We start from the raw sequence: 15,255 nt of genomic DNA, 5'->3' as shown, positions 1-15,255 counted from the left end.
CTGATGTTTTTTACGCTTCCATTCACCCTCACCTAAGAATTTCAGACCTGTAGAGTCAACGATTAGATACAGTCCATCACAACTTTTTTGATAGCTAATCACAATATCAATATGCTGTTGTCGTCTACAAATTGTAGTGTAGTCTGGCGCTATCCAATTTAACCCACAAAGATGGATGAGACTTTGAACAAAGCCAGTGACCATGCGTAAAGACAATCGGAAGAGAGATTTAATCATTAGGCAGCATTGGATAGCTGCGTCGGAGTAAGTTTGATTTCGTCCTTGTTTGCCTTTTGATGGGGCATACCATTGCGTAGCAGGATCAAACCAAATGGCAATATTTCCACGATTAATGAGAGCTCGGTTATATGAAGACCAATTGGTTGTGCGATAAATTTTAGGTGTCGACTTATTCATTTGAAAATTATATTGTGGAATAAGCCTTTAGAGATAGGTTTGTGCAACAAAGCCATTGCCAATTATATGTTCCATAACAAGGATTTCCCTGTTTTAAATAACCATGAGGTCTATGTTCATGAGATTTAAATCCACTTTCATCAAGATAGATGATTGGGTGTTGATACCTTAATCGGTTTAAATCTTTTAAATACTGCTCTCTGAGTTCTGTTTTTGCTTTCGGGTGCAGTAAGGTCTTTTTTTAACTGTGATATTTAGATCCTTGAGCGCATCTCCAATTGTAGAAATACCACAACCAAAACGAGCAGCGCGTTCATATTGATAATCATCAGGATATTGCTCAACATCTGCACGTAAGGCATCATCATCAACTTTAGATGGTTTTCTTGGTCGAGTTCTTTTTATTTCGATTCGCTTTTTTCCATTCGACAATTGTATTTTTATCAATTTCGAAGTGCTGAGCAACCGCTCGAATAGATTGGCCTTCTTCAAGCTTGGCTAATATTTTCTTTCTAAAATGTATTGGATAACTCATATCGGTATTGTATTGGTTTTTTTGCGTGCTTACTATATGGACACGGGTGCGGCGATGAGGTGCTCAAGCACTTTGCTGCACGGTTGAGGGAACACATTCGCGCAACCGACATGGCTGCCCGGATTGGGGGGAGGAATTCGCTGTGTTGTTGGAAGCGGCATCGATTGAAGACGCCCAAGTATGGGCGGAGCGATTTCGTCAAGACGTTGCGACGACAGCGGTGGTGTGTGGAGAGGTGTCGATCAGCTATAGCGCCAGCATGGGGGTGGCCCCCCTTGACGTCTGCTTAAACTCTTCCGAGCAGGTGATGCAGCAGGCGGACAGCGCGCTCTACCAGGCAAAAAGACAAGGGCGCAACCAAGTTGTGGGCGCACAAGTATTTCAGAATTGAGAGGAATGGCGATGAAGGAAAAGCAACTGGACCCGATCAAAACATTTCGTGCCCAATGGGCAGTGATGACGTTCTACGAGCGCTTCGAACAGGTGATCGCGCTCGCGCTGTCCGCAATCATTGCCGTGATCATCGTGGTCTCGCTGCTGCAGCTGATCTCGATCGTCTTCAGCCTGCTGGTCATCGATGCGTTCAATCCGCTCGATCACAAGGTCTTCCAGACCGTGTTCGGCATGATCATGACGCTGCTCATCGCCATGGAGTTTAAGCATTCCATCGTGCGGGTGGCCTTGCGCCGCGATAGCATCATCCAAGTCAAGACGGTGATCCTGATCGGGCTGATCGCCCTGGCGCGCAAGTTCGTGATCCTCGACCCGGAGACCAGCCCCGCCAAGATCGCGGCGCTCGCAGGCGCGATGCTGGCCCTCGGGGCGACTTACTGGCTGCTGCGCGAGCGCGATGACCGGGCCGCTGGGGAAAGCCCAAATGAGCCATCGTGATCGGCGCCACGCGCAGGCTGCCGGCGCGCGGCATCGCTGGCTCAATCGCCTGCAAACCGCGCTGTTGGTGCTGACCCTGCTCGGGATTGCCGCCGTCGCCGGCAGCCTGCTGTTGGGTGACAGCGCTCTGTGGCTGGCGCTGGCGGCCGCGGGGTTCACCCTGCTGCTCGAACCGGCGGCGGCTTCCGGGCTGACCCTGCGGCTGTATGGCGCACGCCCTCTGCACCCGAATGAAGCGCCCGATCTTTGGGCTGTGTTGCGCGAACTGGCGGCGCGGGCCGGGTTGCCTGCCGTGCCGGTACCGCACTACGTGCCCAGCGGGGTCGTCAACGCCTTCGCCACCGGTACGAAGCATCACGCGGCCATCGCGCTGACCGACGGTCTGCTGCGTAGCCTCACGCTCCGCGAGTTGACCGGCGTGCTCGGCCACGAAATCGCGCATATTGCGAACGAGGATTTGCGTGTCATGGGGCTGGCCGATTCCATCAGCCGGCTCACCCATCTTCTGGCCTTGTTGGGGCAAATCATGCTCCTCTTCAGCCTGCCGGCCTTACTGTGGGGCACAGTCGCTATCCAGTGGCCGGCGCTGCTGTTGCTGGCCGTTTCGCCGCAGCTCGCGCTGCTGGCGCAACTGGGTTTGTCGCGGGTGCGCGAATTCGACGCCGACCGGCTCACCGCCGAATTGACCGGCGACCCACAGGGATTGGCTTTGGCGCTCGCCAAGATCGAGCGGGAGAGTCGCGCCTGGCTGCTGCCCGGATGGGGCAACCCGGAACCCTCCTGGTTGCGCACGCATCCGGCGACGCCAGAGCGCATCCAACGCTTGCGGGAATTGGCTGATTCGATGGCACCGCAACCGCTTCATTCCAGCCCATTTCTGCCGGACATCCCCTTGGCGCCACGCCCACCGCGTTGGCGCGCCAGCGGTGTCTGGCGCTGATTTCAACAAGGAGAATGGCATGACCTACCCCGATCTCAACAGCCGCCCGGCGCCGGACCGATTCATCCGGCGCTGGCTCGTCATCACTGGCTGCATCGCCGCACTCATGCTGCTGTGGCAGTTCTTGCCTGCCATCGAAGCCTGGTTCAGTCCGCGCGAAGCGGCCGAGCGCACGGTGACACCGCGTGGTGATCTGGCGGCAGACGAGCAGACCACCATCCAACTGTTCGAGAAATCGCGCGGGTCGGTGGTTTACATCACCACGGCGCAACTGGTGCGTGACGTCTGGTCGCGCAATGTCTTTTCCGTGCCGCGCGGCACCGGCTCCGGCTTCATCTGGGACGATGCCGGCCACGTGGTGACCAACTTCCACGTCATCCAGGGGGCATCGTCTGCCACGGTCAAACTGGCCGACGGTCGCGATTATCAGGCTGCGCTGGTGGGCGCCAGCCCCGAGCACGACATCGCCGTGCTCAAGATCGGCGTCGGCTTCAAGCGCCCGCCAGCTGTGCCGGTGGGCACCAGTGCCGACCTCAAGGTCGGGCAGAAAGTGTTCGCTATCGGCAATCCCTTCGGATTGGACTGGACGCTCACCACCGGCATCGTCTCGGCGCTCGACCGCACCCTCGACGGCGAAGGGGGCGGGCCTGCCATCGATCACCTGATCCAGACCGACGCCGCTATCAACCCCGGCAACTCCGGCGGCCCGCTGCTCGATTCGGCTGGGCGGCTGATCGGCATCAACACCGCCATCTACAGCCCTTCGGGCGCGTCCGCTGGCATCGGTTTCGCTGTGCCGGTGGATACCGTCATGCGCGTGGTGCCGCAACTCATAAAGACCGGCAAGTACATCCGTCCGGCGCTGGGCATCGAGGTGGATGAGCAGCTCAACGCGCGTCTGCAGGCGCTGACCGGTAGTAAGGGCGTATTCGTATTGCGCGTGACGCCGGGCTCGGTGGCGCACAGGGCCGGGCTCGTCGGCGTCGAGGTCACCGCAGGCGGCATCGTGCCCGGCGATCGCGTTATCAGCATCGACGGTATCGCCGTCGACGACGTCACCACATTACAGGCCCGGCTAGACGACAAGAACGTTGGAGATGTTGTGGTCTTGTTAGTGGAGCGGGCCGGCAAGACTCGCGAGATGCTTGTGGAACTACAACCGGGAGTTTGATGGAAAGTGGGTCATGGATCTGCACAGCGAAGCAGTCAAGCGACTTCAGCCTTGCGCCGAACTACGAGCCCTAGCTAGTGCAGTGGGGGGAAGGCTGTTTAGGTTAAATGGATATAAGGGAGTCATTTTTGATTGTGTTTTTAAAAGAAGATGTTGATTTTTTTGGGTAAGCATTTAGGGCGTCCAAGGGTTGGAGCAGTTGGCACGGATGAGAGAGCTCAATGCTCGCTAGGGATTGGATCTATGTGTTTTTTCTGACTGACTGCTTACGTGTTGGAACGGGCAACATCGGAAAAGGATGAATTTTTATTTTCACCATTTACCGTATTTTTCGAGCCTGGGCGAAAATTAGGATGATACTTTAGCGCCCTTAATCATTCTCCCATGAAAGGCAAAACGATCCAGTCTCGGGTGTAAGTGCTCACAACATACTGATATAAAATGGATTTTTTATGAATAGGAGAGCGCGCGACGTTTCTCTCTGTTTTTAGGGTTAGGATGAAACTTAACCTTGGTGAAAGATGTGACCAAGATTATGACTAGATTAATAAGTCTTTATTTTTAAAGACTTATTTTATATTTTCTTTTAGTCATAATTTTAGTCATAAAATATAGAAAAACTAGATCAAAATACAACCAAATAAGTCATAAAAAACCGATTCCATTTTAAATCTATGGTTCAAATCGATAAAGCATTTGGTTCATTTCAATTATTAGATTAAAACAAGGCTCATGTCGAACACCAAACTTTTAGGTCAGCTCCCATGCGGCATGGGTGGCGCCAATCTTCTCGTCGTCGGAGGTGAAGCCGAACATCGCCAGACTGCGGGCAGAAAGCCTGAAGCTGTCGGTGGCGATATCCCATTCCCAGAACCCCAATTCTGCGCCTTCCAGGGCGATGGCGATCCGTTCGTTGTCGTCGATTTTCGCTTGTTGGCGAAGCTTCAGCTCGTCGCGCCTCTGGCGATTGGTACGAGCAAAACCCCACGCGCAACCGCCATGCCAATATTGGCAAGTAGCGACACCATCAACCCAATGGCCGGCCCGTTCATGGTCTATCCCCACCTGACTCACTGAGTGTCTGCCGTAATTCCTCGATCCGGCGGTTGACGTAGTCGGCATTGATGCCCAGCATCAACAGCACCTGCTCGGCCAGCCCCAGTCCCAAAGCCAGGTACAACGGGTACAGCCTGACATTGGGCAGATTACGCAAAAGCTGGGCATCCGTTACGCGGTCAGTGGCCACCACCAAGGGCAAGGTCGGGCGGCGTTCGAGGACCGCTCGCGCAATGCGCTCGGCCGTCTGCGGACGAACAAGCGTCAGCACCACCAGACGGGCATGGGCCAATCCGGCGGCGGCCAGGGTGTCGAGCCGACTGGCATCGCCATACGACACCGGCGCCCCCATCGCACGACCCGCTTCGACCCTTTGGCGGTCCGATTCCAGCAGCAAATGCGGCACGCCTGCCAGACGCAGCGTTCGACTCAGCAGCAGCCCGACTTCATCCGCCCCACAGATGATCACATGGTCGCGCAACGACCGCGCCCGCTCGGCGACTTCGCCTTCTTCGGCCTGCGGTGGCTGACCGAGTGCGCCCGAGCGGCTGAATGCCCGCGCCCAACGGTCATGGTGTCGGATCAGGAGCGGCGCCAACCCCATGCTCAGCACCAACGCGATCAGCATCGGTTGCACCACGTTGGCGGCAACCAAGTGCTGCTGCATGACCATGCCCAGGAGCAGCAGCGCAAACTCGCCGCCATGCCCCAGCACGATGCCTGTGCGCCAGGCGTCGAGCGCCGACAGGCGGGTTGCGCGCAGAGCCAGAAAGTTCAGCCCCATCTTGAGAGGCACCAAGGCCAACAGCCAGCCCAGTACCGCCAGCGGTGCTGCCACGATCTGCGCGACATCCAGCTGCAAGCCGATGGTCACGAAGAACAGGCCCGACAGCACATCGCGAAACGGCCTGAGGTGGCTTTCCATGTGGTGCCGGAAGTCGCTCTCGCCCAGCACCATCCCGGCGAGGAAGGCCCCCAGGGCGGCGGATACGCCGACCGCGTGCGCAGCGGCGGCGGCAGCCACCACCACGCACAAGGAGACGAGCACGAACGATTCCTCGTGGCCCCGCCGCGCCACCCAGCCCAGCAGACCATGCAACAGACGGCGCGAGGCGAGGGCCGCTGCCGCGAACAGCAGCAGCACACCGAATACTTCGAGCAGCACATGCTCGATCTTCGGCGACTCGCCGCGCGCCCAGATCGCCAGCAAGGCCAACAGGGGCACGCTGGCCAGGTCCTGAAAGACCAGCACGGCGATGGCACTGCGGCCGTGGCGGGTGGTGAGCTCGCCTTGGTCGGCCAGTTGTCGGCTGACCAGCGCCGTGGACGACATGGCCGCCGCAGTGCCGAGCAGCACGGCGCTCTGGCCGGGCTGCCCCAGCCACATCAATAGCAGGATCAGCGGCGGGGCCACGGCGATCATCTGCAGAGCGCCCGCCATCAGCACTGTCCTGCGGGCGAGCCAGAAGTGTCCGAGGGAAAATTCCAGTCCGACCATGAACAACAGCAGCGCCACGCCCAGCTCGGACAGAAAGCTCAGCGTCTCCCCCGGCGCGATCACGCCGATGACTGAGGGGCCCAGTACAACGCCGACAGAGAGATACCCCAGCAAGGCGGGCACTCTGAACGCCGCCGTCGCCATCGCCGCCAGGCTGCAAGCCGCCAGCAGGATTAACGTAGCACCAAGCAAGCCCTGCATCGGTCAGCGTCCCACTTGCGTCGACGTCCAGCGCACGATGTCCTGCGTGCCCATCGCGCCGGCCTGACGGGCGATCTCCCGCCCACTCTGGAACAGGGCGAGCGTCGGGATGCTGCGGATACCGAACTGCGCGGCCAGGTGGGGCTCAGCCTCGGTATTCACCTTCGCCAGCCAGATCCTCGGTTCGAGCTGGTTCGCCGCTTGCTGGAACTGTGGCGCCATCATCTTGCACGGCCCGCACCATGGCGCCCAGAAATCGACCAGCAGCGGCAGATCGCTGCGCTCCACGTGGCGCGAGAACGTCGCCGTGGTCAACTCGATGGGCTCGCCCGTGAACAAGGGCTGCTGGTAGCGGCCACAGTTGGGATGTTCCGATAGCTTCGCAGTCGGTACGCGGTTGATGGACTGGCAATGCGGGCAGACGAGGTGAAGATCATTCTTCATGGTTCGCCTCCTTGGACCACAGTGAGGCTGCCTCGCTTCGGGTCACAGACAATGCCGACCAATCAACGCCTTGGAGCCAATCGTTCCCGTTTTTGCTTACTCCGGCCTCTTCCAGATGAGCAGCGATGAATGCTTCGGCCTGCATGAGCCACCTTCGGACAGCATCTTCCTTATTAGGAATCAGCAGGATTTCAGAGACGCTGCTGGCATTCAGCCCGTCCACACGGATAAGCAGAAAAATGCGCCGCCACAAACGCGGCATGTCCTTCAGCAGGTCAAATGCAAAAGCGAACTCGCTCGACCGATCAATCAGCTCCTCCTGTTCCGCGATCGTTGCGACATCGGGATGCTGACTGCCAGCGAAGATATCGGCCAGCTTGAGTGTGTCATCGGGCTGATAAAATTCGAAGATTTCCTCTTCCACCATGGCCTCGGCCACGTCTTGGGCATCCGGTTCGACCGGCGCGTCCAGAGAAACGAATTCGCCAAATTGCCGGCTGCTTGCCACTTCGTTATCCAGGACGGCGAACAGATGCTTCAAAAGACCGGTGTAAGCCTTTTTTTCCCCCGGCACGGATTGCCATTCCACCTCAGCTCGGACAATCGCTTCATCCACCACGTCGCGTAGCGTCGGATAATCGCGCGGTAAATCGCCGACGGCCCGCAGATAAGCCAGCTCACGCCTTGCGACAGCCTCAAGTTTCGACAGTAGAGGCATTCGGGTCACCTCGGCCTTATGGGCGGCTGATGCGGGTTTTGCGGCAATCCGCACCTTGAGCTCGCGCAAGCGCTCGCGTCGTGCTTTGCGCTTGATTTGATCCTGAGCATGCAGTCGGTCAAAATGCTTCTTGGCCTGACGGAACAACGACTTTGCGAGCATCTGCGCGAGGGGCGTCAGCTCGTCATGTGATGCAGTAACGCTGACAATCTTTTTGCCGGGCAGGTGCATATAGCCACTGGCCAGAAATTGCCGCTTGATCTTGTCGCGATCAAGGATGATTTGAAGTTGCGCTGAATCTTTAGTGTGTTTGTCGAGCAATGGCTTGAGGGCGTGCTCGATCACATTTCCCAAAGCTCTCTGCCAAGGTTCATGAAACTCTTTGTCGATAGCTCGATAGCTATATTGCATCTGCATGTATGACTCCTTCGATGTCATTTCTATGGAGGTATGAATCGAGGATGCTCATATCCATAGATTTTGGTTTGGCACGCTCTTACCCCAGGCGCGTTTTGCGAAGACTCCAACTAAAGAACAAAAGCGTGACGCCATAGACTGCCGCATGGAAACCCAACAGCCAGCCTGCGGCCACGAATGACTCGACCGGACGGGTAAAAAATATCCACAAGACGATAGCGCCAAGTATAATCGAGAGCAGTCCACTGAGGGCAAGCCAGATTTCACCCTTGATTTCCCGACGCAGCCGAACGGCGGCGGATATCTCCAGCACACCGGTGAAAATCGCCCAGAAGCCCACGCTAGCCCATAAAAAAGAAGCCAAGACTATCGTGGCGACCCAAGGAGCAACCAGGACGACGACGCCCGTAAGTATGCCGACAATGCCGCTGAACAGCAGCCAGCCCCAGCGCTCTTTTTTCTGGATATGGCGCACCGCTGCAAACAAGTTGAACGCGCCATTGACCAAGGAAAATGCGCCGAACATGATGGTCATGGCCAACAGAGCCGATTGTGGCATCCAGAACGCGAGGGCTGCAAAAATCAATGCCAAGACACCGCGCAGCACAAAAAGCCACCAATTTTGGCTCAGCGAACACAGTGCTTTGGTGGGGTCATCCGCATTGGAATTGGCGATGGTATCTGTGTTCATGCAATATCTCCTAAAGATCTATACAAAATAAAAAATCAAACACTCATGGGACAAGAGAGGGGGCGCTATGCGCCCCCTCTCCAGCGGTTTCAGAACAACTTGGACAGTTTTGCCTTGACTTCATCGAGCCAGCCTTTTCCGCAGCCTCCCCCTCCCGTCTTTTCCTTGATTTTCTTGAGTTCAGCGTATAGGGGCTCAAAGTCCTTCCTTTTACCATAGCCCAGCAGTTCTGCCATTTCCAACTGCTGCCGGGCTTCGTTCAACAATGTCTCCAGGCGCTCATTGGATGCTTCGCTGCGCTGACCATCTTCTACCAGGGGCTCTGCGCGCTTCAGGAGCAGCTTCGCACGCAGGACGGGCAGCGGAAGCACGCTGCGCTCCTCGACCAGCGTGCTGAGCGCTGACTGCAGCGCGGCTTTGGCTTCTTCGATCTTGCCCTGATCGATCAGCGGCACGACTGCCTTCACGGCTGCGGGATAGGACGCCAAAGGGATGTTGGTGACTGTGATCACGATTTCACTGGCCAGCAAAGCCAGCACGTGGCGAGCCCGTTGCACCTCGCCATGTTTGAGGGCATCCAGCGCCTCGTCGGTCATCGCCTCAATGGTTTCCGTGTTGGCGAACAAGTCGTGCACGATGGTGCGCACATCAACGCCGGCCAGGGCGAGCGTGGGTTCGCGCGCGACGATCAGCTCCAGCTTTCCCGTCACTTCGGCCAGCGTTGCCAATGCGCGTGCAGTGTCCTTGCCGTCAAGTGCGGCCAGCGCTGATTTGGTCAGCGACAAGGCCGAGACGGCCTCATCGAGGACTTGTTTACGTTTGTCTGCCGCCTGCGAGTCCGTTTCCTTCTGAACCTCAGGCTGTACCTCCGTGACGACTTCAGGCTTGGCCTCTGGACTGACAGGAAGGCTGCTTACCGCGGCCTGTTCGTTTATTCCTTCGTTCGTCGCATTGGGATTCGGTGTTTGCTCATTCATGGTGATATACCTCGTATGAGATAGTGAAAATAGGCGAATCTATTGGGGCTGAATGCGAACATCGCGAGACTGACCGACAGAGCAGTCAGCCCCTTCATCACCTCAAAACAGCTTTTGGATGCGCGTCTTCAACTCGTCGAACCATCCCTTGCCGCTTTTGCCACCAGCCGACTTTTGCTCAATGAACTTCACCTGATCGAAGATGGGTTTGAAGTCTGCCTTCTTGCCATAACCCAGGATCTGCGCCATCTCGATCTCCGTGCACACGGACGACAGCAAGGTGCTGAGCTCCTCGTTCTGCTTGGCATCGCGCTTGTCGGTCTCGGCCAGCTTTTCAGCTTTTGCGATCGCGGCTTCGGCCCGTAGCACGGTCAGAGGAAAGGCGACCGAGGTCACCACCAGGGTGTTCAGTGCTCGGGCGAGTTCCGCTTTGGCGTTGTCGATCTTGCCGCTGGTCAGCGACTGGCCGGTGGCACGTCCCACCAGGTGCGCCAGGCCGGCAAACGGCGCCGATACGGTCTGGGGCATCGTAGGCGTGAGGTCCTGCCGAACAGCAGGATCTGCCCCCGGAAACAGCCGCCGCGCCCGCCGCTGGTAACGGTTGATGCAGAACAGCCCATACAGCAGCGAACCGCCCAGCGGCAACAGCGCGATCAGCAGCACCCACAGCGTGGCCGATCGAGGGTCACGCTTGAAGATGACCGTGTGCCCCGCTGTGGGGATAGTGACCGCCAGCGGCACGAGGGTGGCTGCCCATGTCAGCCCGTTGGGGTCGGACACGACAGCCCCCATCGCTCAAGATTCGCCGCCCGCTGACTTCTTCTTGCGCGCAGGCTTGCTCGCGTCGCTCGGCGGCGTCTCGGCCGGCTTCGCGGCATCGGGCTTCTCAGGCTCGGCCGCCTTCGCGGCATCGGGCTTCTCAGGCTCGGCCGGCTTCGCGGGTGGCTCCTGGCGCTCGCAGACCACCCGTTCGGCCTTGTCGTCCCAGCGGGCGCTGGCGTGATCGCCCTTGCCAATGCCGCCGCCGAGCATCTCGCGCGCCAGCGTCGTTTCCAGTTCGCTGCGGATCAGGCGCTTGAGTTCACGCGCACCGAACTCCGGCTTGTAGCCTTCTTCCGCGAAATGGTCGATCAGCGTCTGATCGAAGGTGAGCGTCACGCCCTGGCTGGCGGCGTTGCGGGCCACACGATCGAGCTGCAGGCCGACGATATGGCGGATCTCCTCCTTGCCCAGCGCATGGAAGACGATGATCTCGTCGATGCGGTTGAGGAACTCGGGGCGGAAGTGTCCGCGCAGCACGTCCATCACCTCGAACTTGGTCTTCTCGTATTCCTCGCCGGCGGCGTCACGGGCCTTCAGCCGACGCTGGATGATGTCCGAGCCCAAGTTCGAGGTGGCGATGATGATGGTATTGGTGAAATCCACCACCCGGCCCTTGCCGTCGGTGAGCCGCCCGTCGTCGAACACCTGCAGTAGGATGTTGTAGACGTCGGGGTGAGCCTTCTCGATTTCGTCCAGCAGCAACACGCTGTAGGGCTTGCGCCGCACCTTCTCGGTGAGCTGACCGCCTTCGTCGTAACCGATGTAACCTGGAGGCGCCCCCACCAGACGTGCCACGGTATGGCGTTCCCCGTACTCGGACATGTCGATGCGCAGCAGCGCACCTTCATCGCCATAGATGGACTCGGCCAGCGCCTTGGCGAGCTCGGTCTTGCCCACCCCGGTCGGGCCCAGGAACAGGAAGGTAGCCACCGGTTTGCTACCTTCGCGTAAGCCCGCGCGAGACAGCCGCACGGCATCGGCCACGGCACGGACCGCCTCGTCTTGTCCCACTAGGCGCTCGTGCAGCCGTTGTTCCAGGTGCAGCAGCTTTTCGCGCTCTTCCACCGTCAACTCGTTGACTGGGATGCCGGTCAGGCGCGAAACGATCTGGGCCACGTGTTCTGCCTTGACTTCGGCACTGCCAGAGGCCCGCTCCCGCTCCCAGCCCTCGATCAGCTTCTTGAGCTCGGCCTCCTTGGCCTCGATGCGCTTGCCGAGCTCGGCGGCCTTGTCGTACTGCTTGCGCGCGGCCACGTAATCCTGTTCACGCCGCAGCTGGTGCAGTTCGGACTCCAGCTCCTGCACGGCCACCGGCCGGGCCGTGGCCGACAGCTTCACGCGCGCGGCCGCCTGGTCGAGCAGGTCGATGGCCTTGTCGGGCAAAAAGCGGGCGGTGATGTAGCGGTCGGACAACTCAGCCGCCGCGATGATCGCGTCCTCAGAGATGCTGACCTTGTGGTGCGCCTCGAAGGTGTCGCGCAGGCCGCGCAGAATCATGATGGCCTGTGCCACTGTCGGCTCGGGCACCGTCACCGGCTGGAAGCGCCGCTCCAGCGCGGCATCCTTCTCGATGTATTTCTGGTACTCGTTGAGCGTGGTGGCGCCGATCAGGTTCAGCTCGCCGCGCGCCATCATCGGCTTGAAGACGTTGGCCACGTCCAGCCCGCCTTCGCCACCGCCCTGGCCGGCACCGACGATGGTGTGCACCTCGTCGATGAACAGAATCAGCTCGCCCTGGTGCTCGGAGATCTCCTTCAGCACCTTTTGCACGCGCTCCTCGAACTCGCCGCGATACTTGGCGCCGGCCACCATGGCGTTGATATTGAGTTCCACCAGGCGCTTGTCGCGCAAGGTCTCGGGCACTTCACCGGCCACCATGCGCTGCGCCAGCCCCTCGACGATGGCGGTCTTGCCCACGCCCGGCTCGCCGATCAGCACCGGGTTGTTCTTCTTGCGCCGGGCCAGCACCTCGATGGTGGTCTCGATCTCCTGCGCACGGCCGATCACCGGGTCGAGCTTGCCGTCATGCGCCATCTTGGTCAGGTCACGTGAGTACTTGTCGAGTTCCGGCGTGTTGGTCGGCGTCTCGGCGCGGCCATCCTCGGCGCCCTTGCCGACCACCTTGCTGACCTGTTGGCGCAGCGCCTGCGGCGTCAGGCCGTAACGGCGCAGCAGGTTGGCGGCCAGCCCTTCGCCTTCCTCGGCCAGACCGACCAGGAAGTGCTCCGGACCGACATAGGAATGGCCGAGTTCATTGGAGGTCACGAAAGCGCGGCTGAGCGCATCCTTCACGCGCGGCGACACGCCGATCTCGCCCTCGAACGGCTTGTCCCCGCGCTTGGCCTCGGACTCGATCTGCCGCTTGAGGTCATCGACCTTGATCTTGAACTGACCCAGGATGGTCTTGACCACGTCGCTGTCGGCCAGCGCCAGCAGCAGATGTTCGGTATCCACCTCGGCGCGGCCAAATTCGGCAGCGTGTTTGGCGGCCTCCTGCAGCAGGGCTTCCGACTGTTCGCTGATGCGGCTGGCCAAACCACTGCCGCGACGGCGCGGCGCACCCGAACCTGCGGCGGCGGGCTCGCCGAACGAGGCATCGACCACGTCATCGGTATCGGCGGCCATCGGCGTCGCGTCGTCGCCGATGCGGAAGAAGTCACTGCCGAGGAAGTCCTCGAATAGGCCGCTGCGCGAGCCGAACAAGGCTTCCAGCGGCGAGACGGTGCGCTTTTGCTGGCGCACCAGTTGACGGTAATGGTCGTCACACAACAGCATGGTGCTGTGACGACCGTTGAGATTGGCTTCCACCCGCACGGTGGCGGGTTGGCCGCAGACCTGGCATTGTTTTCTGTCCATGCTGATACTCCTGTAAAGATTGATCTGAAGAGGCACCGCCGATCACGGTGCCTCATTTCTTTTTGGTTTTTGAGAAAAACGCGCTGCCCCGCGTCAGCCGTTGATCGGGATCGAGCGCCCCTGCTTGGGCGTACTGGCCTCGCGCTTTTCCATCGTGATCGTGAGCACGCCGTTCTTGAAAGCGGCCTTGATCGTGTCCTGGTTGGCATCGGCCGGCAGGTTCAGAGCGCGCTGAAAGCTACCGTAGGAGCGCTCCACCCGGTGGAAACCGCCGTCTTTCGTTTCCTGCTCCTGACGCTTTTCACCGCGCACCAGCAGCACGTCGTTGTCGAGCGTGATCTGGATGTCTTTTTCGTCGACGCCGGGTACTTCCAGGGCGATCTTGTACTGCTTGTCGGTCTCCTGGATGTCCAGCGCCGGCTTCAGCATGCCCGGCCAGTCCGACGGCCAGCGTGGCATGGCCAGCGTCGGGAAACCGAAGCCTCGGAACGCGTCGTCGAACAGGCGGTCGATCTCGCGATGCAATTGCAGGATGGGACTGACGGGCCCACCCGACACCTGCAGGTCATTGCGCTGCACCGGCAGCGAGGCAGTGCTCTGTTGTTCTTCCTGCTCCTTTTTGAACCAGTTCCAGGGAGCCAATTTCTTGAAATCAATGTCCATGTCACACCTCCAGAAGAAAAATTGAAGACTCTCGCTCACTCCGCTTGCCGACTTTCAAGTACGCTGCCAATTCATCGAGCGTGAAAATCACCTGTAGGTGCGCTTTCATTTCGCCCTCTCCAATCGCGTCGCTTTGCGGTTCCGGCCAAGGAAATCCTTGCAAGACTTTGTAAGATACTGCGCTTATCAGGAAAGAATATCAACATTCAATGTACAGCGATCTCCCGCCCCATTGATGCAGGTCGACTGCTCAGACAAGGTGCAGCGGGGCGACCTGATCAGGCCAACGTGCGGAATTGCCTAGTCGTCGCTGCGGATCGCGTTCCAGAGTCGGGTCGAAACACTTCCGTTGCCCCAGACAACGTATAGTAAGCACGCAAAAAAACCAATACAATACCGATACCAATACAATACATTTTAGAAAGAAAATATTAGCCAAGCTTGAAGAAGGCCAATCTATTCGAGCGGTTGCTCAGCACTTCGAAATGGCTTTGTTGCACAAACCTATCTCTAAAGGCTTATTCCACAATATAATTTTCAAATGAATAAGTCGACACCTAAAATTTATCGCACAACCAATTGGTCTTCATATAACCGAGCTCTCATTAATCGTGGAAATATTGCCATTTGGTTTGATCCTGCTACGCAATGGTATGCCCCATCAAAAGGCAAACAAGGACGAAATCAAACTTACTCCGACGCAGCTATCCAATGCTGCCTAATGATTAAATCTCTCTTCCGATTGTCTTTACGCATGGTCACTGGCTTTGTTCAAAGTCTCATCCATCTTTGTGGGTTAAATTGGATAGCGCCAGACTACACTACAATTTGTAGACGACAACAGCATATTGATATTGTGATTAGCTATCAAAAAAGTTGTGATGGACTGTATCTAATCGTTGACTCTACAGGTCTGAAATTCTTAGGTGAGGGTGAATGGAAGCGTAAAAAACATCAG

General features: G+C 58.2%; 11 protein-coding genes and 7 pseudogenes. 6 read left to right on the top strand and 12 right to left on the bottom strand.

Going from position 1 to position 15,255, the window contains the following annotated elements; translation table 11 throughout:
- Nucleotides 1-417: pseudogene (locus MKL62_RS07910) on the bottom strand (IS5-like element ISAba13 family transposase); the annotation flags it as partial.
- Between the two features lie 186 nt (nt 418-603).
- A pseudogene (locus MKL62_RS07905) lies at nt 604-952 on the bottom strand (IS630 transposase-related protein).
- A gap of 59 nt (nt 953-1,011) precedes the next feature.
- Between MKL62_RS07905 and MKL62_RS07900 the strand changes: the two are divergent.
- From MKL62_RS07900 to MKL62_RS07885, 4 genes and pseudogenes are all read left to right on the top strand, one after another.
- A pseudogene (locus MKL62_RS07900) lies at nt 1,012-1,343 on the top strand (GGDEF domain-containing protein).
- Nucleotides 1,344-1,354: 11 nt separating this feature from the next.
- Nucleotides 1,355-1,843: a phosphate-starvation-inducible PsiE family protein gene (locus tag MKL62_RS07895; RefSeq protein ID WP_005130182.1), complete on the top strand. Its 489-nt coding sequence runs from the start codon at nt 1,355-1,357 to the stop codon at nt 1,841-1,843.
- Nucleotides 1,830-2,783, top strand: a complete 954-nt coding sequence (locus tag MKL62_RS07890) for a zinc metalloprotease HtpX (RefSeq protein WP_005130184.1) — start codon at nt 1,830-1,832, stop codon at nt 2,781-2,783. The genes MKL62_RS07895 and MKL62_RS07890 overlap by 14 nt, the downstream gene beginning before the upstream one ends.
- 19 nt (nt 2,784-2,802) lie before the next feature.
- Complete coding sequence (locus tag MKL62_RS07885) at nt 2,803-3,954, top strand: S1C family serine protease (RefSeq protein ID WP_000221973.1); 1,152 nt, start codon at nt 2,803-2,805, stop codon at nt 3,952-3,954.
- 750 nt (nt 3,955-4,704) lie between these two features.
- On the opposite strand, the gene MKL62_RS07880 is transcribed toward MKL62_RS07885, so the two are convergent.
- The 10 genes and pseudogenes from MKL62_RS07880 to MKL62_RS07835 all read right to left on the bottom strand — a co-directional run bounded on the left by MKL62_RS07880 (nt 4,705) and on the right by MKL62_RS07835 (nt 14,297).
- Complete coding sequence (locus tag MKL62_RS07880) at nt 4,705-5,028, bottom strand: hypothetical protein (RefSeq protein ID WP_223236548.1); 324 nt, start codon at nt 5,026-5,028, stop codon at nt 4,705-4,707.
- Nucleotides 5,003-6,709: a cation:proton antiporter domain-containing protein gene (locus MKL62_RS07875; protein WP_032006326.1), complete on the bottom strand. Its 1,707-nt coding sequence runs from the start codon at nt 6,707-6,709 to the stop codon at nt 5,003-5,005. The genes MKL62_RS07880 and MKL62_RS07875 overlap by 26 nt, the downstream gene beginning before the upstream one ends.
- Before the next feature lie 3 nt (nt 6,710-6,712).
- Nucleotides 6,713-7,153, bottom strand: coding sequence for a heat resistance system thioredoxin Trx-GI (gene trx-GI / locus MKL62_RS07870; RefSeq protein WP_004834869.1), 441 nt, complete (start codon nt 7,151-7,153; stop codon nt 6,713-6,715).
- Entirely contained in the window at nt 7,143-8,288 is a 1,146-nt protein-coding gene (locus MKL62_RS07865) for an RNA polymerase sigma factor (RefSeq protein WP_005130191.1), read from the bottom strand. The genes trx-GI and MKL62_RS07865 overlap by 11 nt, the downstream gene beginning before the upstream one ends.
- 79 nt (nt 8,289-8,367) lie before the next feature.
- Complete coding sequence (hdeD-GI, locus tag MKL62_RS07860) at nt 8,368-8,979, bottom strand: heat resistance membrane protein HdeD-GI (RefSeq protein WP_004834871.1); 612 nt, start codon at nt 8,977-8,979, stop codon at nt 8,368-8,370.
- Nucleotides 8,980-9,068: 89 nt separating this feature from the next.
- A complete protein-coding gene (gene yfdX2 / locus MKL62_RS07855; RefSeq protein ID WP_002126446.1) occupies nt 9,069-9,956 on the bottom strand; it encodes a heat resistance protein YfdX2 in 888 nt (295 codons plus the stop codon).
- 102 nt (nt 9,957-10,058) lie between these two features.
- Nucleotides 10,059-10,412 (bottom strand): annotated as a pseudogene (gene yfdX1, locus MKL62_RS07850) (heat resistance protein YfdX1); the annotation flags it as partial.
- 165 nt (nt 10,413-10,577) lie between these two features.
- Nucleotides 10,578-10,748 (bottom strand): annotated as a pseudogene (locus MKL62_RS19645) (PLDc N-terminal domain-containing protein); the annotation flags it as partial.
- 3 nt (nt 10,749-10,751) lie between these two features.
- A complete protein-coding gene (clpK, locus tag MKL62_RS07840) occupies nt 10,752-13,634 on the bottom strand; it encodes a heat shock survival AAA family ATPase ClpK (protein ID WP_057050248.1) in 2,883 nt (960 codons plus the stop codon).
- A gap of 93 nt (nt 13,635-13,727) precedes the next feature.
- Nucleotides 13,728-14,297: an Hsp20/alpha crystallin family protein gene (locus tag MKL62_RS07835; protein WP_000350434.1), complete on the bottom strand. Its 570-nt coding sequence runs from the start codon at nt 14,295-14,297 to the stop codon at nt 13,728-13,730.
- A 410-nt stretch (nt 14,298-14,707) separates the two neighbouring features.
- Here MKL62_RS07835 and MKL62_RS07825 point away from each other — a divergent pair.
- Both MKL62_RS07825 and MKL62_RS07820 read left to right on the top strand, forming a co-directional pair.
- Nucleotides 14,708-14,785: pseudogene (locus MKL62_RS07825) on the top strand (IS630 transposase-related protein); the annotation flags it as partial.
- 53 nt (nt 14,786-14,838) lie between these two features.
- Nucleotides 14,839-15,255, top strand: a pseudogene (locus tag MKL62_RS07820) (IS5-like element ISAba13 family transposase); the annotation flags it as partial.

The organism is Acinetobacter sp. AOR01_HL, assembly GCF_027855455.1.
Taxonomy (GTDB): Bacteria; Pseudomonadota; Gammaproteobacteria; order Pseudomonadales; family Moraxellaceae; genus Acinetobacter; species Acinetobacter baumannii.
Note: the sequence above shows the minus strand (reverse complement) of the source record. Positions and strands in the feature narration are given on the sequence as shown.